Below are 23,663 nucleotides of genomic sequence, written 5' to 3' on the forward strand. Positions count from 1 at the left end.
TTTTTGCCTCGACATGCTCGCTGAACGCTTGCCCTGCGTGCCGTGTCGATGTGGGGCGTAGTATAGCGACGCGGATCACACTGACAAGGGATTTTTACGTTTTTTATTTCGACTGAGCAATAATCCACCTAAAATGATGAATAACCAGCGTTTTGAAACATTATTGATACGAGACCTTTACCGCAAGGTAACGCTGGCTTGTTTTCTTGGTCTTTTTCACGACATGCATTGCCGAACTGTTGTCATGTCATCACTTTAATTGTTCTATTTAATGACGCTTATGAAATCACCAGTTAATTTTGCTTTAGTCATCTGCATCGCTGTCCTTGGCGCGATTATCGTCAGCCTCATGGACGTCAACTCACCCGCTCTTTCGTTTGCTGTGGGTGCAATACTTAGTGGTCTAGCTTGCCTATATCTTCCTTTACCCAATTTTATTCAGCCAGAGCAAAGGCCATCTACATCAACGTCATCAAGCGAAAAAGAAGAAGAGTCTCCGCAAAGCAAAACGCTATACGTCGGAAACTTACCTTATCGTGCGAATGAAAATGATGTGCGCACGCTGTTTAGCGAACATGGAGAAGTGTTTGCCGTTCGTCTTATGAAAGACAAGCGAACCGGCAAGCGACGAGGATTTGGTTTTGTGGTGATGGCCGCCGGGCATGCCGACGRCGCCATCAACGCACTCAATAACAATGTTTATGGCGAGCGGACACTTAAAGTCCGTGAAGCGAATGAGCCAAAAAAGCAGGCGAATAGCTGACATCCGTAAAACCTATCGATCGGATAAAGTCCGCTAAAGCATCGGCTTTAATAGGGGTTGCCGTCGCATAAGCATAATGCTTTGACGTCGCAACGGTAGCCCTTGCGTCGCTATGTAGACTGACCAGCGAAACCACGCGACGCGCAATCGCATCTCCCGAATCAATTAAACCGACTGAGTCACCCACTACTGATTGGATTTCATCACGCAGTAAAGGAAAGTGAGTGCAACCCAGTACGAGGGTATCGACGGTTCCTTTAAACGGGCGCAATATAGCCGCGAGATCTTGCTGATTCACCGCCTCACCCCGGAGTTTGCGTTCTGCCATATGCACGAGCGCCGTGGTACCGACTGAGACTACCTGGCACTCTTTGGCAAAGTCCGCCACTAATTGTTCGGTATAAGGGCGGGCGACGGTGGCTGGCGTAGCGAGTAAGCCAATGATTTTTTTCTGACTGATCGCTGCTGCAGGCTTGATCGCAGGCACAACCCCCACGACCGGAAGCGCTAGCTGCTGACGGAGCGTCGGTAATACCAACGTCGATGCTGTATTGCATGCAATGACCACGATATCAATATCATGGTGCGCACACACCGCTTGCACTTGAGCCGCCACCCGTGTGATCAAGCGCGTGTCCTCTAACTCGCCGTATGGAAAAGCTTCGTTATCGAACAAATAGGTGTAGTTAGCGTCAGGTAGCTGCTCTCGCACTGACTGATAAATCGATAAGCCACCCACACCGGAGTCGAAGATCAATATATTGGGCTGCGCCATGGGACACCCATTCAATAAAAAACGCCCTTATCATAACGATAAAGGCGTGATTAAAGCTAGTTTCACCATAAAAGCAAACGCTAGTACTGATAATCTAACGTCATAAAATAGGCGCGTTCGGCCGCAGGATAACCACCCGCGGTTTCGTAGTCTTTATCAAATACATTATCGACTTTACCTTTTACGGTCAGATTATCGGTCGCCTGATAGGACGCAGTGGCCGCCCATAAACTATAACTACCTAAGCGGCCATTCAGATCAGTTCGCTCGCTTTGATATTGCCACTGTGTGCCCAGTAGTATGCGCTCCCATTGGTACGATGCCTGCCATTTCGCCACCCGTTTGGCACGACGTTCGAGCTGCTCACCGGTTTTATCCTTTTTGGGATCTTTATACTCCAATGAGAGCTGGTTATGGAGTGATGCCACATCAAAGTTGGCGATGAGTTCAATCCCCTTAATCGTCACCTCACCAATATTACGGTTTTTCTTGGCTTCATCGTCCCAATCAATCATATTGTCGATATGGTTAATATAGCCGGTAAGCGACCAATCAATGCCTGTGGTTAAGCCATGCAGAGCAAGCTCGGTGTTCACCGACTCGTCCGGGTCCAGATTTCCATCTGAATAAGCAATATCAACAAAGCTAGGCGCCTTAAAAGCGGTGCCGTAACTAGCGATCAATTGATACCCTTCCGCTATCGCTAGACCCGCGCTTGCCTGCCACGTCGTATGCTGCCCGTATTGTTGGTTATCATCCGACCGTGCGCTTGCCTCTATAGATAGTGCCTCTACTGGGCTAAATTGCGTTAAAAGGTAAGTGCCCAGGTTATCGCGCGGATTGATTGCAATATCATCGGGGTTGGTAATCAAGCTTCCTTCATTAAAGGTATCGTGTCGATAATCCACGCCACCACCAAGCAGCCAATCCTCCGTAGCTTGATACTGGAGTCCCAACGAGGTAGAGACTTGCTCCACATCAGAATTTTTATTCTCCTTACGCGCACTGCCAGGAAAGTAGTCATACTTATCTCGCTGAGAAAACTCCCCGCTCAGGGTTGCACTCCAGACCCCTGAGCGATAATTCAGATTGCCAGCCAGTGCTTGGCTTTCTAACCAACTGTGCTTTATTTGGTTAGATTCGTTGTCATTGTAATCGTATTCATTCTGATACCAACGCCCGGTGATATCGGCCGACCAAGATGCATTCCAACGATGACTGTAGCCAAGTTGTGCATTGCGGCCGGTAAAACCATGCTGATCACCCAAGTTACTTGTCGTTGGATGAACATTGTATCCATCATTCGACTCATACCCAGCCATGCCWGAAAAGTGACCCTTATCGCCCAATTTTGTTGCCCATGCGCCACTAACAGCATGATGATCCAAACTGCCCATGGTCGCGGAAACAATGGCTCGCTCTTTATTGCTTTTGGTGATGATATTGATCACACCGCCGATCGCGCTCGACCCATAGAGTGTGGCGCGTGCGCCGCGAATAACCTCAATACGCTCGATACTGTTTACTGGGATCTGATTAAAATCCACCGAGCCTGTGATAGACGAGGCCATACGCACCCCATCAATCAAGACTAAAGAGTGGTCTGATTCTGTGCCGCGCATAAAAATAGAGGCAAGTTGTCCACGGCCTCCGCTTTGAGCAATCTCGATGCTCGGTACCGTGCGCAATACATCGACAAGGCTTCGCGCCTGCAAACGCGCAATGTCTTGACGCGTCAAAATGGTTGCTGATTGCAATACCGAGGCATCGGACTGCGCAAACCGACTGGCGGTCACCACCACCGTTTCGGTGTTTGGCTCGGCCCACGTGCTCACAGGGAAAAATGACGCTGCCACCAGGCTCGCCACTATCTGTTTGTTCATTGGTTGTTCCTTCCTATCGCGAGAATGTGCAGCGACGTGCTGCGTCTGTGGGCTGTATTCGGACTTAAGAGCATGGCTTTCGCCGCCTACTGCTAACGACTTCCCATCGCATACTATTTATCAGCATTGGCGACAGTGTCTGACCTTGGGTCGGGTTAGGGTCGTTCTCTTACACCGCTGCGCGTCAGTTGCGGACTCTCACCGCATTCCTGTGATCCGTCCTATTGGGTATAGACAGAGCACTGACCCACGCAGGGATAGTAGCCGTCTAGATGGATATTTTCCATTGATAACCTTATTGAATAAGGGAGAATCGTGAGCAAGGGTGGACATAGCTGGGGATTTGTCTAAAATCTGCGCTCATTTTCCAATCGCTGAGGCAGCCATCATGACCAAGGCTCACACCGCCGTTGACTACGACACACAGCTTGCTGAGAAAGTCCAACGACTCAATGCACAACTCGCGCCGTTTCACGCACCTGAGCTAGAAGTTTTTCGCTCACCGGAAACCCACTATCGGATGCGCGCAGAGTTTCGGGTATGGCATGAAGGCGACGACTTGTATTACATCATGTTTGATCCTGCGACCAAGCAAAAATATCGCGTCGATACCTTTCCTGCCGCGAGCCGCTTGATCAATGACCTCATGCCGCTATTAATGGAGGCGATCAAGCCCAACGACGCCTTGCGACGTAAACTGTTTCAGGTTGATTTCCTCTCCACCTTAAGCGGTGAGATCTTGGTGTCTTTGCTTTATCATCGCCAGTTAGATGAAGAGTGGGAAAAGGCCGCGCAAGCGCTTAAACAACGTTTGAACGATGAGGGCTTTAATCTCAACCTGATTGGCCGTGCGCGCAAGCAAAAGAAAGTGCTAGACCGCGACTACGTTTTGGAAAAGCTCAATGCCGATGGTCAGACATTGATCTACCAGCAAATTGAAAACAGCTTTACCCAACCCAACGGACCCGTAGCGGAGAAAATGCTGGAATGGGCCATTGATTGCACTCGCGATAGCCAAGGTGATTTGCTGGAGCTGTATTGCGGGAACGGCAACTTTTCCCTCGCCTTGGCGAAAAACTTTCGCCGCGTCCTCGCCACCGAGCTGGCAAAACCCTCAGTGCAATCGGCGCAGTACAATATTGCCGCCAACAACATCGACAATGTGCAGATTATTCGCATGTCTGCCGAAGAATTCACCCAAGCAATCAATGGCGAGCGCGAGTTCCGCCGCTTAAAAGATCAAGGGGTGACGCTGAGCGACTATCAGTGCAATACTATTTTTGTCGATCCCCCTCGTGCGGGCATGGATGATGAAACCTGCAAAATGGTGCAAGGTTACGATAGGATTTTATATATCTCCTGTAACCCTGAAACTTTGGCCGAAAACCTAGAACGCCTCAGCCAAACACACCGCATTAGTCGCTGTGCGCTGTTTGATCAATTCCCGTTCACCCACCATACCGAAGCCGGGGTGTGGTTAGAGCGCATCGAATAAGGGTTTTACGCTCATTTTTATAAACTAAAAATCGCTCTGGGTACGGCGAGGGATCCGAAAGCGATAAAAAATGGGCATACTGGACATGCCCGTTTTTATTYGCATTAATTAAGGGGACATTACCCACTAAACCAGCACTGACTATCAAGTACTTTTTCCGCAATTGTGATTTGCCTTGGTGTAAATTGCTGCTTTCTTGCGTTCCAAGAATGGACACCTTGAATAATCTTTTCGGTATCTGTTGCTTGTTCATACCGGTTAAGCCAGTGCACTGTAGCAAGAAGCTCTAAGCCCTGTGATGATTCAAAGCCTGCTACTAGTCGAGATACCTTTTCAAACCTMTCCCGCGTATCAGGGTGTTGGTCCAAGAACTTTTGTGCTTCTTCTACCGCTCCGGGTACTAGCTGAAGGACTTTCTCTGGCGCATCGCCACCGTCTGAATAACCAGAGACAAAATGACCTTCAATTGCATTCAACACATGACGCAAATTCTGCGCATAAGGTCCATAGTGCGCCTTTTGATATTGTAAGCGCAGAGGCTCACCGGCTTCTTGCATGAAATACAAAAGCTTGTGCACCTCAAGCAATGAAACCGATGGATCAAGCAAGCCTTTCAGGTAACGCTGCATGAGTTCTATCAATACCGCTCTACCTGCAGTCATCTTTGGCACTTCTTTATGCTTTACCATTCTGTCATTTTGAGGGGCACCTGATGGTTCATAAAGATAAACTTGAACGTCAGTTAGCGGCTTCATCGCTGTTTCGATTTTTTTACGCACTACCAACCAATCCAGTCCACCTAAGCCAGCCCCTAATGGAGGGATGGCAATAGATTTAATGCCTAAACGCTGAATATCTTCAACTAATGCTGCTAAGCCAGATTCGATATCTTCAATTCGGCTTGCGCCGCGCCAATGGCGCTTAGTTGGGAAGTTCACGATAAAGCGAGGGTTTGCCAATTGCCCAGTTTCAAAGATAAACATTTTCCCAGGCTGAACGTATTTGTTTTTACATGCCGCAGAATAAGCTTTGAAGTTATCAGGCCACGCTTTCTTAAACTGCAAAGCAATACCACGCCCCATAACACCGACGCAGTTGACTGTATTGACAATAGCTTCTGCATCAGCGCGCAGTATGTCACCTCGAGTAATTTCGAGCATCTCTACGGCCTCCTCAGTAATACCAGTTAGGGTTAATTGTAACAGGTGGTCTGTGAGCTGCCATTTGCAACATGTTGACTACCTGCTGATGAATGCTTGGTGATTGTACAACAATCGCCTCAACCAAATGCCAAGGAAAACTTCGCTCAATCAAAAACTCGGCTTGCTTCCCTTCTTTACAACCTTGCCACTGTCTCGCATAAATTGCAGGCCAATCCAAGTTATGTAACTGAGCCAAATCGTTTCTATCTTCGAAGTAGTACGAACCTGCATTTGAAAGTGTGAATGCCCAGCGATGACCTTGCTGCTGAGCCCATTGAACGGTTGTGTTTAGATCGGCTTGAAGGTGAATAATCGGCCCCTGCCCACCTTTATAAACCAGTTCATCACTATCTGCTCGATGAATTACATACAACATGATTGAACGAGGACAAAAATAAAACGGTACACATTGTCCGACGTACAAATTCGGATGACTATCCAACGTCAGCTCCGTCAAACGACGCTGTTTAATCGTATTCATACCAATAGTGGTTCCCGCTGTATTTTGAGCAATGATCTGGGCATCGCACAGCAGTCCGTTAGAAACCAGGATAGATTCCAATCGATCCACATGGACAATATGAAAAATTTTAGGCTGTACTGGCACGGGCATTTATCATCCTTTTCAGCTAAACGTAAAAAGGCGTCTTCTCGACGCCTTTTTTGGGTTTCAATCACAGCTGTTTTAGAGGCAATTAGACGTCAGACGCAGTATCGTTTTTCGCTTTGCGGCTGAAAAAGCCCAGTTTGTGGCCGACCCAGAACGATAATGCCATGGCAACCAAAATCGAGAAGAAGTTACCGCCCAGCTCTGGCATTTGCATACGAATAAACGCTGAATAGCCAAATGCCCCCACCAAGAAGCAGGCAAACGCAATCAGCGGCGTGCCTTCAGTCAGCGGCTGGCGTTCGTGAAGTTGGTAGCAAGCGTGCACGGCCAGTACAAACGCAAGAATGGGAAAAATAGAAAACGCCACACCACTGACGAACAGTGTCGCGAGTGTTGCACTTCCACAAATGCCGGTAACCAGTGCCAGCAGCAAAAATTTACGTTCTGATTTCACTTGCTCGTGTTCCATGTCTTCACCTGTTTTATGACAGTTTTTCCTGTAAGGCTCGCCGCTCACGGTCTTTTCGATACCAGTAAGCTCCCTTGGCTATCATGCGCAATTGTAACACCATTCGCTCTGCCAATTCTGCGCGGGCGTGAGGGTCAAGATCAAGCGCTTCCGCACCCATATTGAAGACCAAAATCACACACGCTTCTGACTGATTGTACGCTTCTTCATAGGTGAGCTGCGTACGAGATTGTAAATACTCGGTCAACTCAGCAACAAAATGTTGGATTTCTCGAGCCACGGCAGCACGGAATGCCGAAGAGGTGCCTGATCGCTCGCGCAAAAGTAGCCGAAACACATTGGGGCTGCTTTCGATAAATTCCATAAAGGTTTCTACCGAGGTACGTACCACACTGCCTTCCGCGGCGATCCGCTGACGCGCCTGACGCATCAGTTGTCGGAGCAATAGTCCGCCCTCGTCGACCATGGTCAACCCCAGCTCATCCATATCTTTGAAGTGACGATAGAAAGAAGTAGGGGCGATTCCCGCCTCGCGCGCCACTTCGCGTAGACTGAGGCTAGAAAAACTGCGTTCAGCACTGAGCTGGCTGAACGCCGCATCAATGACAGAACGGCGCGTTTTTTCTTTTTGTTGTGCTCGAATACCCATCGCACTCTACTCATGGTCACCATGGTGTCACTATACGCAATTTTAGCGTTTAAATCAGCCAATCCAGGCAGTGCTCCCCATCGCTATCACGCGGATTGGAACACAGATTTGGCTGCGAAAGTTAACCTTACGGGTAATAAGCGTTAAACTGGTCATAAACAGATGTTGCAATAATGAAAATAAGGTCTGATCCCTATGAGCAAGTCAAGCCCTCGCCCGCAAGATCATTTTGACGCTATCGTAATAGGCAGCGGCCCCGGCGGAGAAGGGGCCGCTATGGGCTTATCCAAAGCCGGTAAGCGAGTCGCAGTGATTGAGCGAGAAAGCACCGTTGGCGGTGGTTGTACCCATTGGGGCACCATCCCGTCTAAAGCACTACGCCACACTGTCAGCCGGATCATTGAATTCAATCAAAGCCCTATCTACACCCAAAACAGTAAGAGTATCCACAGTACCTTTTCTCAAATACTCAGCCATGCCGAGTCTGTGATAGGTAAACAAACCCGCATGCGCCAAGGGTTCTATGACCGCAACCAGTGTACCCTGCTCCATGGCAACGCTGAGTTTGTCAATGCGCATACCTTAACCGTGCATCATAGTGATGGCAGCGCTGATACTTACACCGCCGATCACTTTGTGATTGCCACCGGCTCTCGCCCTTATCAGCCTGCCGATGTGGATTTTTCTCACCCACGCATCTACGACAGTGACTCCATTTTGTCGTTAGCCCATGATCCGCGCCATGTGATGATTTATGGGGCAGGCGTGATTGGCAGTGAATATGCGTCTATCTTCCGCGGGCTCGGGGTCAAAGTGGATTTAATCAATACCCGTGACCGCTTGCTGTCATTTTTGGACAATGAAATCTCTGATGCTTTGTCTTATCACTTTGGCAGTAGCGGTGTCATGATCCGCAATGATGAGACCTATGAGCGCATTGAGGGCACGGACGATGGTGTGATTGTGCATCTCGAGTCAGGCAAAAAAATGAAAGCAGATTGTCTGCTCTATGCCAATGGCCGCGCAGGCAATACCGATAAACTCAATTTGTCCTCAGTCGGCCTGACGCCTAACTCGCGTGGGCAGCTCGACGTTGATAGCGAAAGCTATGCAACAGACGTGGGCCATATTTATGCGGTCGGTGATGTGATTGGCTATCCAAGCCTGGCCAGCGCAGCGTATGATCAAGGCCGTGTGGTGGCGGAAGCCATTTGCCAAGGCAACGCCAATGTGCGCTTGATTGAACACATCCCCACCGGTATTTATACCATTCCTGAAATCAGTTCAGTGGGTAAAACCGAGCAAGAACTCACCGCGGAAAAAGTGCCCTATGAGGTCGGACGGTCTTTGTTCCAACATCTCGCACGCGCGCAAATTGCGGGGATGGATGTCGGTAGTTTAAAAATCCTTTTCCACCGCGATACCCGCGAGATATTAGGCATTCACTGCTTTGGTGAACGCGCCTCGGAAATCATTCATATCGGCCAAGCGATTTTTGAGCAAAAAGGCGAAGGGAATACCATCGACTATTTTGTGAATACCACCTTCAACTACCCGACCATGGCCGAAGCTTACCGGGTGGCGGCGCTTAATGGCTTAAATCGCTTGTTCTGAACGGTAATCAAGAAAACGGCACCTGACGGTGCCGTCAATCATTACGATGCCTGCAGTATCGACGACCACGCGAGCGACTCATCCCCTAACACAATAAAGTTAGGGTTCTGTAATGAGTCCCGTTCGTTGTATGACAAGGCCCCTAGCTCGGTGCTCAGAATACGTCCACCCGCTTGCTCGACAATGCACTGCGTCGCCGCCGTGTCCCACTCCCCCGTGGGGCCTAAGCGCAGATAACAATCGACTGCGCCTTCTGCGACCAAGCAGGCTTTCAGCGCCGCGGATCCTAATGGCACCAAATCATAATTAATTTCAGGTGCCAGCTTTTCGGTGACCGCATGAATATCTTGGCGACGGCTAATAGCAATTGAGATTGATGTGAGCGTCTCTTCTCGCTTCATTGTCGAGATGCGATGCATTTCGCCATCTGGGGTTATTTTCCAGGCCCCTTTGTCTTGGCAAGCATAATAGGTCACCCCGGAGACGGGCGCATACACCACGCCCATCACGGGATGGTTGTCCTCCACCAGCGCGATAATAGTGGCAAAGTCACCGCTGCCCGCAATGAACTCTTGGGTACCGTCTAGCGGGTCAATCAACCAATAGCGCTGCCATTGCTGACGGTCGCTTAATGGCACACCACAGTCTTCTTCCGATAACACGGGGATGTCTGGCGTCAACGCGGTGAGCTTTTCCGTGATCAGCTTATGTGCCGCTAAATCAGCACTGGTCACTGGGGTTTGGTCACTTTTGGTGATCGCTTCAAAATCACCGTCTTGGTAAATATCTAAAATAACCTGACCCGCAGAGCGAGCAATCTCAATTACCTCGGGCAACAACTCAGGCAGTGCCATGCCTCACCTCTCAGATTGTAAGTACTTCAGCGCCATCATTAATGCGGTGATACTGCGCGCTTCACAGAAATCACCGTGGGTGAGTAACTCTTCCGCTTGGGCAAGTGGCCAACGAATGATTTCAAGCGGTTCAGGCTCATCCCCTTCCAGGCTTTCTGGATACAAATCACGTGCCAACATCAGTGTCATGCGGCTGGAAAAGTACGACGGTGCCAGAACAACCTCTTTCAGTGGCACTAGCTCACGGGCACCTTGGCCGATTTCCTCTTTCAGCTCCCGCACCGCGGCTTGCTCGGGCGCTTCACCCGGGTCAATCAGTCCTTTGGGAAAGCCCAGCTCATACTGCTCTGTCCCTGCGGCATATTCGCGTACCAGTAAGAGATCGCCCGATTCGGTCACCGGCACCATCATCACGGCATTACGCCCCGACGGTTTCATCCGCTCATAGGTACGCTCGACGCCATTGCTAAAAATCAGCTCTAGCGACTCCACTTTAAACAAGCGAGAAGCGGCGACCACCTGCTTAGACTGAATGTGAGGAAATTTACGCTGCGTCATATCGTGATTTGCCACCCTTTTTGATAAGCCTATCAGGCCTTGTTAGCCGCGAAAAGAAAAGCGATAGCGTCCTTGATTATCCGGTGCGCCTAACCAAGAGAGAGGTGCTTTCATTGGCTCAGGATAGGCTGGCCCCGGCTTCAGCCATCCTGACACAGAGTATCGCCCAGACGGTGTAATTGACAATGAAAACTTATTACTCAACGACGGGGAATCACCTTGTCCCCGCGCCGCGACACCTTGGCCGTCACAGGCGAGAGAAGCACGCAATGGGATATCATTGAGCCGCCCCGAGGGCAGGGTTAGCCCGGCCTGCTGCCACTGAATCCGTCCCGCTAACTGCTGACACCCTGACTCTGCCAACACCGCCTCGCGCACAATCACATCCAGTCGGCCATCAATAGACACACTCGGCGGCAAGGCCACCGAACGAGTCAGCAGGTGCGCCGGGGCAGAGAGCAAGGTTTGAGAAAGCGTTAGCTCGGTGCCATTAAAGCCCACCACGCCTTTTCCGCTGAGACCTTGCGGGCCTTTAACCTTGATGGCCGTTTCCAGTGTGGCGCGGGTCAATAACCGATGCCAATGGAGATCCCATTGTACTGGGCCGACAGCCTGGTCTTGCCAACGAACTTGCCTGACTTGGCCCTGCCAGACAGTGCCATGGATACCGCTAAGCTGTAGCTCGGCCGGCAAAGGCGCTAAGCGTAGCAGGGTTGCTGGGGCGTGCACTATCGCACTCACAACAAAAACCAACAGACATCCTACTCCTATCAGTACTTTTTTCGCCATGGTTTAACGCTCCAGCTGCAGTCGGTTGACTTTCACCACACCGGCCGTATCGGTCGCTTCAGTGCTTAAGCGAACGACTTGAATCCCGTGTCGCTGCGCCAGTTGCTCTAGCCACCGTAGTAATTGATTAAACGGTAGAGGTTCGAGACCCAATTGCACACTGTCTTCCCCAGGCTGTAACCGTGTAATGGTCAGATTGAACTCACCCGCACTGGCCGCGATCACTTGGTTAAGCGGTTGGTTTCGACTGGCCACCACTTGGCGACTGTGTCCAGACTGTGAGCGCAGTTGCATAATATGATTGCGTTTTTGTTGCAGCTCACGGTAAATCTTTCGCTCACTGATCACGGCAGTCCGTGCCTGATCAGCTTGTGTCTGTATCGGCACCACAATGCCCCAATAAAGCACACTTAACAGCAACACACCGCCGGCAACCAACAAAAGCCGCTGCTCGCGCACGCTGAACGACTGCCACTGTGCCTGAATACGTGCGATCATGATTGGCTCCTTAGGGTAAATTCACCGCTGACCGTCTCACCACTGCGATTAAGCTGCCCCAAGTCTGTCGCATAATGCTCACTCAAGGCAGCACGTAAGCGTTCAAATTGGGCGAAATCATTGCCGGTTGCCCGCAGTATCAAGGCGTCGCGACTGGCTTGATAACGCAGTGCCTGAAGCTCGATACCGGGCACCTCTGTGATTAGGGGGGCTAACTGCGCCAACCAAGGTAAAAGCGCCGCATCATGTTGTTGGTTTTCCAACCGCGCGATCTCTGCATCCATTTGCCGCACCATGTATGAGCGCGTTGGGATCCGCTCATATTGCGGCAAGGTTWGACGAAACAGGGCTTCGCTTTGCGTCCGTAGGGCCTGCGCTTGCTGTTGGGTATCACGAATCGACAGCCATTGCTCGACACCAAGCAAACCAGCGATAGCGACCAATAGACACGCGGCAGGTAAAAAGGGTTTAAGTGTCTGCTTGGTTTGACTTTGCGGTCGATAATCTCCGGTTAGTATATTGGCCGTCACCGAGTGGCTGTGCGTGGCCAATACGTGCAGCGCCACCTCTGTATGCCACTCACATTGAAACGGTAAGGCATGAAAGGGATTGGACGCTTGCCGATCACTTTCACCGTAAGCGTCAATGCTAAGAGCACGAGTCTGCTCAGGCGTGTTACTGTCCGCCTGCGCTTGCTGCTGTCGCCACCAAGTCTGTCCCCAAAAGGTGAGCCAGTCGGCCGAGCCTACCACGCCTTGATTGGCACCCAAACGGCACAACCACTGTTCACCCAATGCCAACAGTGATAATGACTCGGGTTGCCAAGGTATACACAGCACATCGGGGATCCACTGCCGTGCACTTATCCCAGCTTCGTCCAACGCTTGTTGCCAAGCTTGCATTTGCTGATGCGCCACCACGGCCACCTGTGCCGTGTCTGCCTGGGTGTCAACAATACTCACGTGTACCGCTTCCACCTCTTCCGCCAAGGCTTCCTCGAGTAAGTAAGGCACCACCTTGTCGCGCTGGCGCCGAGATCCAGGGGGCAATGTCACCGAAGTTAATGTTAACCAAGTGCTGTCCACCAACACCACCACGGGTCGTGTTTGTGCTTGCTCGGTTAACGCTGACAGTTGCTGACAACAGCCGCTATCCACCACCTGGTTATCACTGGCACGAACCTGCGCCCAATAAACGGGCTGGCTGGCATCACTGATCCTTATTATCAGTCGCTCGCTCACGCATTCCTCCGAACCGACGGCGTACAATGGAAACCTCGCCATCGTCTTGATAGTGCAATAGTGCCTGGATGTGACGTTGGGCAGAGGCCACCTGCACATCGGCTTGTAATAAAAAGAACTCGCTGGTCACGCTGAGATGGGACACGACTCGCTCTCGCTCGGCGTCATCAAACTCGGGGAGACTCAAGGTGTCGATAAACGCGGCGACACTTTTCCACCCTGCCTCAGGCCGCTGCGCAATCGCCTGCTGGGCTTGCTCCACCGGTAACGCGGAGGTATATAGTGCAGAAAGCAAAGGCGCTTGTTTCTCGGTTAAGGTATTCACATTGACCTTAAGCTCAGCGCTCGGCAACGCGCAAAGCTGAGGCGAGGCGCGCCGAAACACGTCACCATTCACCCCACGCACCGCACGCCACTCACTCACATCGGCCAGCAACGCATCCGCCGTCACATACGCTGGCTGGACGCTTTCATAGTGCGCGTCTTCTGCCCCGAGCGACTGATCCAGCTGATTGTTTTCATCAATAAAATCACGGCTTGCTTGCGCGATGACATCCGCTTGATAGCTATCTTCCACATACTGTCCCACCAGCGCCCGCAACACAGTGACCTCATAGGGTGTCGCCCCACCCACTTTGACGCCGCGCAACTGTAAACTATTAAGGTTAAAACAGGCGCTTGCATCTTGTAAGTGCCCACTTACTTTCCCGCCATCCAGCGGAAAGGTTCGAGATGGCTCTGCCCAGGCCTGACTTAAATTCACCGTCTCACTGCCTGCTAAGCTCTCACGCAATACCGATGCCGCCAACCCCTCAACCGCATTGCCAAACCAGTAGGCTTGCTGAAAATGCAGCTGGTTTTCAGCGCGATGATAGTTGGTGTATAACCGCGACGCCATGCTCCCAGCAATCGCGGTCATCAGCGCCATGATCATCATCACCACTAAAAGGGCCGCGCCTCGCTGCCGACTCATTGCGCCTCCCGCTGCAAGGGAGCCGGCAAGGTTTGCCCAGCCACGAGATAAGTGCGTACTAACTGGCCATAGCGTGGGTGGGTAAAGCGCACTTGAACCGCTTTCGGTAATGCGTGTTTGGTATCGAAACCGTCTTGCCAACCCTGTTTGACGTAGAAGCGAAAGGTCAAATCATCAATATCACTGAGCAGCGTCGCCACCGCGGGCTCATCGCTCGCCGCCTGGTCTGGGTAACGCCAGCGCAAGCGCTCAAGCTTGCCCTCGCGCTGACGGTACCCGACCGCCACCACTTCACCACGCGGAAAGCGCATTTGTGGGTTAATCCAGCCGGTGCGGGTAAAGCGCACGCCCATTGCGTCACTTTGTAGCACGTCAGAGCCAGCCATTAGCAGCTGCTCTGTTGGCGCTTGTCCTTCGACCCGCTGACGTCTTGCCGCCATTTGCCGAAAGTCACTGTCCATGATCACCAACGCGCGCTGCAGTTGCTGTAAGGTCTCCCCCACCTGCTGAGACTGCTCATCACTGCGCTGCACAGTTTGCAGCACCTGGTAGGCGGTCAAACTAATGCTGGCGAATACCACCAACGCCAACAGCACTTCCAATAAGGTAAATCCTCGTTCAACGCGTGGCGACATAGGTCCTCACGGTCACTAACGGGTGATCGGTCTCTGCGGCGGCAGCCACTGACATATCAACCGCACGCAACTGGCCGGTTTCTGTGGCGACTGGCGCCAACTGCCATTGCCATTGTTGCCCCGCCATCTCAGTCGTGCCTTGCGTGGCTTTACCTGGCACTTTAGCGCTGAGCACCACCTCGGCCAGCTGGTTATCCGCCACCATAGCGGCTAGAGTTTTTTGTTCTAAGCGACTCAGTGAGCGGGTGTGTTGCCCCGTGGCTTTCATCACACTCAGCGCCGCCACGGCAAAGATCGCTACCGCGACTAAGACCTCAAGCAAAGTCATTCCCTGTTGCGAGTTAGCGCGCACTAACATCATCACCCTCTCCTGCACGCTGCCAGGTAAACTGCGCCAGTTCATTCGCTTTGAGCTGCCAGACCGCACGGCCATCTGTTTCAATCATCAGGGTAAACGGTGTCAGCTCACCATTGGGCAGTAGCCAGATTTGCGGTGGCGCCACTGCCTGCTCATCGTCCTCGTCAAACAAATCCTCAAACAGCGGCTTATCCTCGAACAACCTGTCTTGTTGCTGCCAACCAAAGCCATCCATGGTTAAGACAAAGCGGCTTTGCTCGGGCAAGCGCCCTTGGGTCGCCCAGCGGTCACTGCTGACAGGTTGCCATTGTTCTTGTCCCAACACTAAAAGTTGATAGCGCTGTTGCTCGATACGCACGCCATAGGTGCGCCCTTCCAACCAGCTTTGCTCTGCCCACAGCTTCATCCGCTGATACAGTGCTTGACCGGCTTCTTGGGTACGGGTGTCGGCCGGTTCAGGCCACACCATGATCACGCCCGAGGCGCTCACCGCAACGATGACCACCACCAGCAAGATCTCGAGTAACGTAAAGCCGGCTGCTTGGCGCATGTTTATTGCAGCTCGTTGAGGTTCCAGTTACCAATGTCTTGGTTAACCCCTTCCCCGCCTTCTTGACCATCAGCGCCTAGAGAAAAGATATCAACCACCCCGTGCTCACCTGGGCTGACATAGCGATAATCGTTATTCCATGGGTCTTGCGGTAAACGCTTGATGTAGCCTTGTGCCGGATAATTACGGGGCACCGGCTCACTTTGCGGCTGGGTCACTAGCGCGTCTAAGCCTTGGTCGGTAGTGGGATACTGGTTGTTATCCAGCTTGTACATATCCAGCGCATTTTCGAGCGCGCTGACATCCGCCACCGCTTTTTTCACCGCGGCTTTGTCTTTGTTGCCCAGTAAGTTAGGGGCAACAAAACTGGCGAGTAACCCAATAATCACCACCACCACCATGATCTCGAGCAGGGTGAAACCTTGTTGACGACGCATCGCTTTCTCCTTGTTTAAATTATTCAAATCACAAACCCACCATGTCATTCATGGCAATGATTGGCATCAAGGTGGCCACCACAATAAAAAGCACTAATCCGGCCATCAGTACAATCATTAACGGGCCAAATATCCCTAAGGCAACATTCACTTGCGCCTCAAAATCTTTGTCTTGGTTGTCGGCTGCGCGTGAGAGCATCGGCTCCAATTCTCCACTGCGCTCGCCGCTAGCAATCATATGCAGCATCATCGGCGGAAACAGCCCGGATTGGTCAAGCGAAACACGTAAGCTGGCCCCCTCACGCACTTTATCGGCGGCCTCTAATACCCGTTTGCGCACATACTGGTTAGTGATCACTTGCGCGGCAACCTTCATTCCGTCCAACAAGGGGATCGCACTGGCGGTGCAAATCGCTAAGGTACGGGCGAAACGCGATGTATTGAGGCCGCGTGCAACACGGCCAAGAATGGGCAGAGAAAGCTTTTGCTTATCCCAAGCCAAGCGCCTTTGCGTGTCTTTCAGTAACCAACGAATCCCCATACTGACAAGGGCTAGCCCACTGACTACCCACACGCCCCAATGGGTAATAAAGTCACTGGCGCTTAAGAGAAACTGGGTTGATGCGGGCAGTGATTGCCCGGTTTGGACAAATTGACCGACGATATCAGGCACCACGGTGGCCAACAGGAAGGCGACAATCAACACCGAAAAAAAGGTCAAAATCGCCGGATACAGCATGGCTTGCAGCAAGGTCGCTTGAATGCGTTGACGGTTTTCCACATAGTCAGCCAGCCGCTCAAGCACAGTGCCCAAATGGCCCGCTTTTTCACCCGCCGAAATCATCGCCCGGTAGAGTTCATCGAACACATGCGGGTAGTCCGCCAGGGCATCGGCGAGTGTATACCCTTCCATCACTCGCGCGCGCACACTGGTCATCATGCTGCCAATTCGCGGTTTCTCGGCCTGCTCTGCCACCGCTTTTAAGCACTCCTCCAGAGGCATCGCCGCCTCAATCAAGGTCGCCAACTGACGGGTGATTAGCGATAGCTCCTGGGTGCTAATACCGCGTCCGCGCTGACGAAAAAGTGGTTGAGAGGCCGTGCTTTTTTGTGTCGCACGCTGACGGGTCGTGGCCTGGACCTCGAGAGGAGTAAAGCCCTTATCGCGCAATTGCTGTCGCGCTTGACGTGCCGTATCGGCTTCAATCACGCCCTTGCGTTTACGTCCTCGCGCGTCCAGTGCTTGGTAGTCAAAGGCAGCCATTAACTCTCCTTGGTCACTCGCATCACTTCTTCCAGGGTGGTTTCCCCGTTCAGCACTTTGGCCAAGCCGTCATAGCGAATGCTGGGGCTTTGCGCTCGCACGGCTTCCTCGATGGCATACTCACCGGCATCATGATGAATCAGCGCTTGTACCTTCTCATCCACGGTCAACAGTTCATGGATCCCGGTGCGGCCGCGATAGCCTTTTTGGTGGCAATGCTCACAACCACTGGGTTTATACAAGGTGATGGGATCGCCTTGATCAGCAAGCCCCACATCCACAAACAATTGTTGCTGCGTGTCGTCGGCTTGATAGGGCACACGGCAGTGTTCACACAGCGTACGAACCAAGCGCTGTGCTAATACCCCGAGTAACGATGATGAAAGCAAGAAAGGCTCAATCCCCATATCGCGCAAGCGGGTCACCGCCCCTATCGCGGTGTTGGTATGTAATGTGGACATCACCAAATGGCCGGTCAGGGAGGCTTGAACTGCAATTTGAGCGGTTTCTAAGTCGCGAATTTCCCCCACCATCACCACGTCAGGATCTTGGCGCAACATCGCACGCAGCCCTCTCGCGAAGGTCATATCGACTTTGGGGTTTACCTGAGTTTGCCCGATCCCGGCCAGATCGAACTCGATCGGATCTTCAACGGTGAGAATATTACGATCCTCACTGTTAATGGTTTGTAACCCAGCATATAGGGTGGTGGATTTCCCCGACCCGGTCGGCCCGGTGACCAACAAAATACCATGAGGCTTGTGAATAAGCGCTCGGAACCCTTGGTGAAGGTCAGGCGCCATACCTAGCTGGGCTAAGTCAAGCTGGACCGCATGCTTATCGAGTAAACGCATGACCACGCGCTCGCCATGGGAGGAGGGCATGGTCGACACCCTGACATCCACCGCACGACCACCAATACGGACTGAAATACGGCCATCTTGCGGTACGCGTTTTTCGGCAATATCCAGCTTGGCCATCACTTTCACTCGAGAGACCAACAGCGGTGCCAGTTTGCGACTCGGCGAGAGCACTTCTCGTAACACCCCATCGACGCGGAAGCGAATCGATAACGCATGCTCAAAGGTTTCAATATGGATATCAGACGCGCTTTCTTTGATCGCTTCCCCCATCATTGCGTTGATGAGCTTGATAATCGGCGCATCATCTTCCGATTCCAGCAGGTCTTCGCTTTGTGGCAATTCCTCCGCGAGAGAGAAAAAATCATCACTATCTGCATCAGCGCCAATATCCGCCATTAACTGTTGGGCATCGGCGCTATCACGTTGATACAAACGGGTGAGGTGTTGGTCAAAGTCACTGTCCGAGACGATTTCAGGTGCTAAGCTACCCCCTAACACCCGTTGTACTTCTGCTAAGGTCTCTGGCGTTACGGAGGACAAGCACAGCAAGCGCGTGCGCTCGCTACCCTCAGTGTCATTGAGTAATATCACCCCATGACGACGGGCAAAGCCAAACGGTAATTGCCAGGCAGCGTTTGGATCTCGGCTGAGCTCTGTCGCGCGCTCGCTCATCCTGCTAGCTCCGCTTTTAGCGCGCGTACCTCGGCAGGCATCACCGCCTCACTGTTGTAGTCCGGCAGCACCGGTTTCTCAGCGTCGGGCATCAGCTTCACACCCTCTTGGGCGCGCTGTAATTGCTCGGCGCGGATATAATTGTATTTACGCTGCGTCACACCATCCGCGGTCAAACCAGTACGGATAATGGTCGGCTTAATAAACAGCATCAGGTTTTTCTTTTCGGTTTCGGTCGAGGTCGACTTAAACAAATGCCCTAACACGGGAATATCCCCTAACAGTGGCACCTTGGATTCACTTTCGACCGTACGTTCGTCAATCAAACCACTTAGCACAATCATCTGTTGGTCACCCACCATCACAGAGGTGGTCAACTGGCGCTTACCAAAACGCACATCCACTGCGCCACTGGCACCCAATACATTGGACACTTCCTGCTCAATATCCAATAGCACCGCCGAGCCTTCATTGATTTGCGGGGTCACTTTCAGTTTGATGCCCACATCTTTACGCTCAACGGTTTGGAACGGGTTATCGTTATTCGAGCCCGTTTGCGAGCCGGTGATGACGGGCACTTCTTCCCCTACCACAAATGAGGCTTCTTGGTTATCCAGTACCATCAGATTGGGCGAAGACAGAATATTGGATTCATTGTTCGAGGCCACTGCCGTCACCAAAGCGGTCCAATCGCCCATGACCACGCCAGCCGCCAAGCCATTTAAGCCACCTAAGACTTCATTAAGCGCCGAGTAATCGCCCGATTCAGTGATCTCAACGGTGTCGCCATCAGGCGTTTCCGTGCGCGTTCTATCTTTAGTGGCTTCTTGGCCGCCGAGGTAACTCGAAATGCCGACACCTGTGTTATTAAACTGAATGCCGCCGTTTTCCAGCGAGCCCCACTGTACGCCGAGGTTCGCCCCATCGGATTCCGACATTTCCACAATCAGCGCTTCAATCAACACTTGTGCGCGGCGAATATCGAGCTGGGAAATCACGCTTTCAAGGGTTTTTAAAATATCAGGCGGGGCGGTAATCACCAGCGAGTTGGTCCCTTGATGCGAGGAGATTTGTACCGTTTGATCATTCACACTCGGCTTGGCGTTTTTCTCTTTTTCTTTCAGAAGATTATCCGAAACGCCCTGTAATACATCTACCACGTCTTCCGCTTTGGCGTAGCGAAGATAAATCACGCGACTATTGCCCGTGGTCGCCATTTCTTGGTCGAGTTGTTTGATAAGTTCAATCACCCGTTCACGGACTTTGGGCTCACCAGAAACCAACACCGCATTCAGCCGTTCATCGGCGACAATGCGTGGTTCTAATAGCTCAGGGCGAGTGTTAGCGTTGTCTCGCTTATTGAGGGTGTCGACAATCCGCACCATTTCCGCGGCTGACGCGTGATCAAGGCGCACGACTTCGACTTTTTTATCACCAGCCTGATCGACGCGCTGAATAATATCGGTTAAGCGATTCACCACCGCGGCACGTCCGGTAATCATGATCACATTGGCCGGATCGTAGTGCACCACATTTCCCGCCCCCGCATTATTGATAAGCTGACGTAACAGCGGCGACAACTCACGTACCGAGACGTTTTTCACCGCCACCACTCGCGTGACTACCTCATCGCCCACCACGTTTTCAGCTTCACCGACCACAGGCACGGGCGAGGTTTTGGCATCTTTGTCACGTACCACCTTGACGACGCCGTTATCCATTTCCACCACCGCAAAGCCATACACTTCTAGGACATTGAGGAAAAACTGATAGTACTGCTCCTCAGTCAGGGTGTTATAGCTGCGGACGTTGACCGTGCCTCTTACGGAGGGATCGACAATGATGGTCTTTTCTAGGTTACGGCCCACAATTTCAATAAATTCCTGAATGTCAGTGCCTTTAAATGATGCACTGAATTCCGCCGCGCTCGCCGACAGCCCAGAGAAAAGAAAAGTCACAGCGATGAAATAGGGGATCAGTCGTTGCCTTAAATTCACGTCACGCTCCTACTGCCGCGCGCAGCGGTGGTTGTAATTTATAATTGAATCGAGATGTCATGTTGCTGTCCTTGCCGCTCGACCACCAGATCAAGCGTGCCCTGTTGTTGAATGCGACTGAGAATGTCAGGCAGTGCCACCGAACGACTGAGCTTGAGGCCATTGATCGCAATCGCGATGTCTCCTGGTTGCAACCCAGATTGTTCAAACAACACCGGGTTTTTCCCAGGGGTGAGACGAAAGCCTTTCAGCGCCTTGGCATCCCCCACTTGCGCGAGCTGCACATAATCAAATAGACGCTGAGGATTTTGATTGAGCTGCTGCGCAAGATTGACCGGCCAGTCAGTGCTGGCTCCCTCATGGGGCGTGGGCTTTGGGGGCGCTACCTCCCCTTTTGACGGTGAAAAGACGGTTTGCGGCGTGCTATCCGCCTCTACTCCTGGCATCAACAATGCCTCTCGCCGTGTTCCCTGGCGTAAGATCACCCGATCTGACAACACCTGGTCAATACTGACTTGGGTACCGTTCACCTGCTCACCCACCCCATAGGTGGCCTGCTGGCCGCGATTGGCGATCACCGCCAACGCGCGGGATGGTTGGTCACTGGCCACCACCCCTACCAAGGTTAATTGCAAGCGTGTTTCCGGCACCTCGCTCACTGCTTGTCGACGCTGCGCCTTTGAGGCTTGATAACGCCCGAAAAGCTGGGCATTGATCACAGGTGCAAGAGACAGCCTGTTCCCGGGTGATTGAGAGGTGGACGCTTCGTGCACCACAGGCGACTGCGTAGGAGGCGCAGGCTGATAAAAAGCCCACACCAGACGACCTGCCAACCATGCGAGCACGCAGACTAGGCCAATATTGAGCCAAGGGGCAGCGCGACGCAGTGTTTGTGGCGACAAAGAGAAGCGATTATGTTGGCGTCCTGCCTGAGAGATCATGCCTTTTAAACCAATTTGGGTCACCGTTTATCCATTGATGGCTTTTTTTGCCAGCAAGTTCCATCATTAGATTACGAAAAGCTGGGCATGCTAGCAAAAGCGCATTGTGATAGTGAGACTTTTTCAGTCATAGACCGGTATTTTATCGAAGTCATCGACTGGACGGGCAGCGAAACCGCGATGCTGTGATACTGCTCTAAAGTAAATTTTGTGCTAATGTCGCCGATCCAGATTGCGCAGGAGTTGGATGATGAAAAACCACACATCAACGCCTWTGACGGCGGTCAGGTTGGACAAGTGGCTGTGGGCCGCCCGCTTTTACAAAACGCGCTCCGTTGCGCGCAACATGATAGATGGCGGCAAAGTGCAGTACAATGGCCAGCGTGCTAAGCCGAGTAAAATGGTAGAGGTTGGGGCAGAAATCCGCCTTCGCCAAGGCCATGATGAAAAAACCGTCACGGTTATGGCACTTTCAGAGCAGCGACAGGGAGCGCCGATCGCGCAAACCCTGTACCAAGAAACCGAGAGCAGCCTCGCCAAGCGCGAGCACGAGTCAGAAATGCGTCGCTTAAACGCACACAATCCGCGTCCCGATGGGCGACCGGATAAAAAGCAACGCCGAGATATTCGTAAGTTTAAACAAGGCATAGACTAAGGCCGCGATCGCGCCATTGCCGGAGAGAAATTGCATGTCAAACGATCAACTACACCGTTACCTATTTGAAGATGTGTCTGTGCGTGGTGAGCTGGTTAAGCTCGATGATACCTATCAGCGCATACTGGAAAACCAAGATTTCCCGGCACCGGTCAATGCCTTGCTGGGAGAGATGCTTGCCGCGACTAGCTTATTGACCGCGACACTCAAGTTTAACGGCTCAATCACAGTGCAACTGCAAGGCGATGGCCCTGTCTCTCTCGCGGTGATTAATGGGGATCATCACCAACAGCTGCGTGGTACCGCGCGCGTCAAAGGCGACATCAAAGACGATGCGACCTTGCCGGAGATGATGGGGAAAGGCCAACTCATCATCACCATCGAGCCTGTCGACGGTGAACGCTATCAAGGTATTGTCGGTCTGGAATCTGACAGCTTACAAGCCTGTCTTGAAGATTACTTCGCCCGTTCAGAGCAACTGATGACGCGCCTTTGGTTGCGTACGGGTGAGCATGAAGGTAAACCGCATGCGGCGGGGATGATGCTACAGGTGCTCCCCGACGGCAAAGGCGACGAGGGCGATTTTGAACACCTTGCTCAGCTTACCGACACCATCAAAAACGAAGAGCTATTTAGCTTGCCTGCTAAAGATGTGCTGCATCGTTTGTACCACCAGGAAAAAGTCACGCTGTATCCCGCACAAGAGGTGGTATTCAAATGCAGCTGCTCACGTGAGCGCAGTGCCAGCGCCATCGCCGCCATTGAGCGCAGCGAAGTGGATAAAATGGTGGCAGAAATGGGAACCATTCATTTGCATTGCGATTATTGTGGCACAGACTACGCTTTCGATAGTGTTGATGTGGCAGCCATTTTCGAGCAAAACGCAGGCTCTTCCTCACAAATGCAATAACAGCGTGC

Annotated in this window: 25 protein-coding genes and 1 riboswitch; of the genes, 5 read left to right on the forward strand and 20 right to left on the reverse strand. The window is 52.1% G+C overall.

The genetic code is table 11. The annotated features are described in order from the left end of the window. Positions 1-280 precede the first annotated feature (280 nt). Positions 281-763, forward strand: coding sequence for an RNA recognition motif domain-containing protein (locus BZG14_RS06110; protein ID WP_077608243.1), 483 nt, complete (start codon positions 281-283; stop codon positions 761-763). Here the strand turns inward: BZG14_RS06110 and murI are convergent. After that, positions 717-1,538 (reverse strand): glutamate racemase, encoded by an 822-nt coding sequence (murI, locus tag BZG14_RS06115; RefSeq protein ID WP_077608244.1) that lies wholly within the window; start codon positions 1,536-1,538, stop codon positions 717-719. The two genes, BZG14_RS06110 and murI, sit on opposite strands and share 47 nt — an antisense overlap. A gap of 80 nt (positions 1,539-1,618) precedes the next feature. Continuing rightward, positions 1,619-3,421, reverse strand: a complete 1,803-nt coding sequence (locus BZG14_RS06120; RefSeq protein WP_077608245.1) for a TonB-dependent receptor domain-containing protein — start codon at positions 3,419-3,421, stop codon at positions 1,619-1,621. A 33-nt stretch (positions 3,422-3,454) separates the two neighbouring features. Further along, positions 3,455-3,683: riboswitch (cobalamin riboswitch) on the reverse strand. 126 nt (positions 3,684-3,809) lie between these two features. Here BZG14_RS06120 and trmA point away from each other — a divergent pair. Continuing rightward, entirely contained in the window at positions 3,810-4,916 is a 1,107-nt protein-coding gene (gene trmA, locus BZG14_RS06125; RefSeq protein WP_077608246.1) for a tRNA (uridine(54)-C5)-methyltransferase TrmA, read from the forward strand. A gap of 119 nt (positions 4,917-5,035) precedes the next feature. Here the strand turns inward: trmA and darG are convergent, their stop codons facing one another. The 4 genes from darG to fabR form a co-directional block, all read right to left on the reverse strand. After that, positions 5,036-6,076: a type II toxin-antitoxin system antitoxin DNA ADP-ribosyl glycohydrolase DarG gene (darG, locus tag BZG14_RS06130; protein WP_077608247.1), complete on the reverse strand. Its 1,041-nt coding sequence runs from the start codon at positions 6,074-6,076 to the stop codon at positions 5,036-5,038. Positions 6,077-6,089: 13 nt separating this feature from the next. Next, positions 6,090-6,731, reverse strand: coding sequence for a type II toxin-antitoxin system toxin DNA ADP-ribosyl transferase DarT (darT, locus tag BZG14_RS06135; protein WP_077486673.1), 642 nt, complete (start codon positions 6,729-6,731; stop codon positions 6,090-6,092). Between the two features lie 82 nt (positions 6,732-6,813). Next, positions 6,814-7,197, reverse strand: coding sequence for a YijD family membrane protein (locus BZG14_RS06140; RefSeq protein WP_077486672.1), 384 nt, complete (start codon positions 7,195-7,197; stop codon positions 6,814-6,816). 13 nt (positions 7,198-7,210) lie between these two features. After that, positions 7,211-7,846 (reverse strand): HTH-type transcriptional repressor FabR, encoded by a 636-nt coding sequence (gene fabR / locus BZG14_RS06145; RefSeq protein ID WP_046074425.1) that lies wholly within the window; start codon positions 7,844-7,846, stop codon positions 7,211-7,213. A gap of 195 nt (positions 7,847-8,041) precedes the next feature. Here fabR and sthA point away from each other — a divergent pair, with 195 nt between their 5' ends. Next, positions 8,042-9,460 carry a Si-specific NAD(P)(+) transhydrogenase gene (gene sthA, locus BZG14_RS06150; RefSeq protein WP_077608248.1) on the forward strand — a complete coding sequence of 473 codons (1,419 nt, stop codon included), beginning with the start codon at positions 8,042-8,044 and terminating at the stop codon, positions 9,458-9,460. A gap of 41 nt (positions 9,461-9,501) precedes the next feature. Here sthA and cysQ read toward each other — a convergent pair whose 3' ends face one another. The 14 genes from cysQ to gspC are packed head-to-tail and all read right to left on the reverse strand — an operon-like array spanning position 9,502 to position 22,114. Continuing rightward, positions 9,502-10,314 (reverse strand): 3'(2'),5'-bisphosphate nucleotidase CysQ, encoded by an 813-nt coding sequence (cysQ, locus tag BZG14_RS06155; protein WP_077608249.1) that lies wholly within the window; start codon positions 10,312-10,314, stop codon positions 9,502-9,504. Positions 10,315-10,317: 3 nt separating this feature from the next. Beyond that, positions 10,318-10,872: an ADP compounds hydrolase NudE gene (gene nudE / locus BZG14_RS06160; RefSeq protein ID WP_069360813.1), complete on the reverse strand. Its 555-nt coding sequence runs from the start codon at positions 10,870-10,872 to the stop codon at positions 10,318-10,320. 42 nt (positions 10,873-10,914) lie between these two features. Then, positions 10,915-11,661 carry a type II secretion system protein N gene (locus BZG14_RS06165; protein ID WP_077486670.1) on the reverse strand — a complete coding sequence of 249 codons (747 nt, stop codon included), beginning with the start codon at positions 11,659-11,661 and terminating at the stop codon, positions 10,915-10,917. 3 nt (positions 11,662-11,664) lie between these two features. Next, positions 11,665-12,159: a type II secretion system protein M gene (locus tag BZG14_RS06170; protein WP_077608250.1), complete on the reverse strand. Its 495-nt coding sequence runs from the start codon at positions 12,157-12,159 to the stop codon at positions 11,665-11,667. Next, a complete protein-coding gene (gene gspL / locus BZG14_RS06175; RefSeq protein WP_158011732.1) occupies positions 12,156-13,400 on the reverse strand; it encodes a type II secretion system protein GspL in 1,245 nt (414 codons plus the stop codon). The genes BZG14_RS06170 and gspL overlap by 4 nt, the downstream gene beginning before the upstream one ends. Further along, positions 13,369-14,373 (reverse strand): type II secretion system minor pseudopilin GspK, encoded by a 1,005-nt coding sequence (gene gspK, locus BZG14_RS06180; RefSeq protein ID WP_077608252.1) that lies wholly within the window; start codon positions 14,371-14,373, stop codon positions 13,369-13,371. Before gspK ends, gspL begins: the two co-directional genes overlap by 32 nt. Beyond that, positions 14,370-15,008 carry a type II secretion system minor pseudopilin GspJ gene (gspJ, locus tag BZG14_RS06185; protein WP_077608253.1) on the reverse strand — a complete coding sequence of 213 codons (639 nt, stop codon included), beginning with the start codon at positions 15,006-15,008 and terminating at the stop codon, positions 14,370-14,372. The genes gspK and gspJ overlap by 4 nt, the downstream gene beginning before the upstream one ends. After that, entirely contained in the window at positions 14,992-15,369 is a 378-nt protein-coding gene (gene gspI / locus BZG14_RS06190; RefSeq protein ID WP_077608254.1) for a type II secretion system minor pseudopilin GspI, read from the reverse strand. Before gspI ends, gspJ begins: the two co-directional genes overlap by 17 nt. Continuing rightward, positions 15,350-15,916: a type II secretion system minor pseudopilin GspH gene (gene gspH, locus BZG14_RS06195; RefSeq protein WP_077486665.1), complete on the reverse strand. Its 567-nt coding sequence runs from the start codon at positions 15,914-15,916 to the stop codon at positions 15,350-15,352. The genes gspI and gspH overlap by 20 nt, the downstream gene beginning before the upstream one ends. A 2-nt stretch (positions 15,917-15,918) precedes the next feature. Further along, on the reverse strand, positions 15,919-16,353 hold the full coding sequence (gene gspG / locus BZG14_RS06200) for a type II secretion system major pseudopilin GspG (RefSeq protein WP_069360806.1): 435 nt from the start codon (positions 16,351-16,353) through the stop codon (positions 15,919-15,921). Between the two features lie 28 nt (positions 16,354-16,381). Continuing rightward, positions 16,382-17,617: a type II secretion system inner membrane protein GspF gene (gene gspF, locus BZG14_RS06205; RefSeq protein WP_077608255.1), complete on the reverse strand. Its 1,236-nt coding sequence runs from the start codon at positions 17,615-17,617 to the stop codon at positions 16,382-16,384. After that, positions 17,617-19,152, reverse strand: a complete 1,536-nt coding sequence (gspE, locus tag BZG14_RS06210) for a type II secretion system ATPase GspE (RefSeq protein ID WP_077608256.1) — start codon at positions 19,150-19,152, stop codon at positions 17,617-17,619. Before gspE ends, gspF begins: the two co-directional genes overlap by 1 nt. Continuing rightward, positions 19,149-21,131 (reverse strand): type II secretion system secretin GspD, encoded by a 1,983-nt coding sequence (gene gspD / locus BZG14_RS06215; RefSeq protein ID WP_198532026.1) that lies wholly within the window; start codon positions 21,129-21,131, stop codon positions 19,149-19,151. Before gspD ends, gspE begins: the two co-directional genes overlap by 4 nt. 56 nt (positions 21,132-21,187) lie before the next feature. Further along, positions 21,188-22,114: a type II secretion system protein GspC gene (gene gspC / locus BZG14_RS06220; protein WP_069360803.1), complete on the reverse strand. Its 927-nt coding sequence runs from the start codon at positions 22,112-22,114 to the stop codon at positions 21,188-21,190. Positions 22,115-22,340: 226 nt separating this feature from the next. On the opposite strand from gspC, the gene hslR reads away from it, so the two are divergent. Then, on the forward strand, positions 22,341-22,745 hold the full coding sequence (hslR, locus tag BZG14_RS06225; protein WP_108743527.1) for a ribosome-associated heat shock protein Hsp15: 405 nt from the start codon (positions 22,341-22,343) through the stop codon (positions 22,743-22,745). 34 nt (positions 22,746-22,779) lie between these two features. Beyond that, positions 22,780-23,655 (forward strand): Hsp33 family molecular chaperone HslO, encoded by an 876-nt coding sequence (hslO, locus tag BZG14_RS06230; RefSeq protein ID WP_077608259.1) that lies wholly within the window; start codon positions 22,780-22,782, stop codon positions 23,653-23,655. Positions 23,656-23,663: the final 8 nt, after the last annotated feature.

Origin of the sequence: Salinivibrio sp. IB282 (assembly GCF_001995685.1) — a bacterium.
Lineage (GTDB): Bacteria > Pseudomonadota > Gammaproteobacteria > Enterobacterales > Vibrionaceae > Salinivibrio > Salinivibrio kushneri.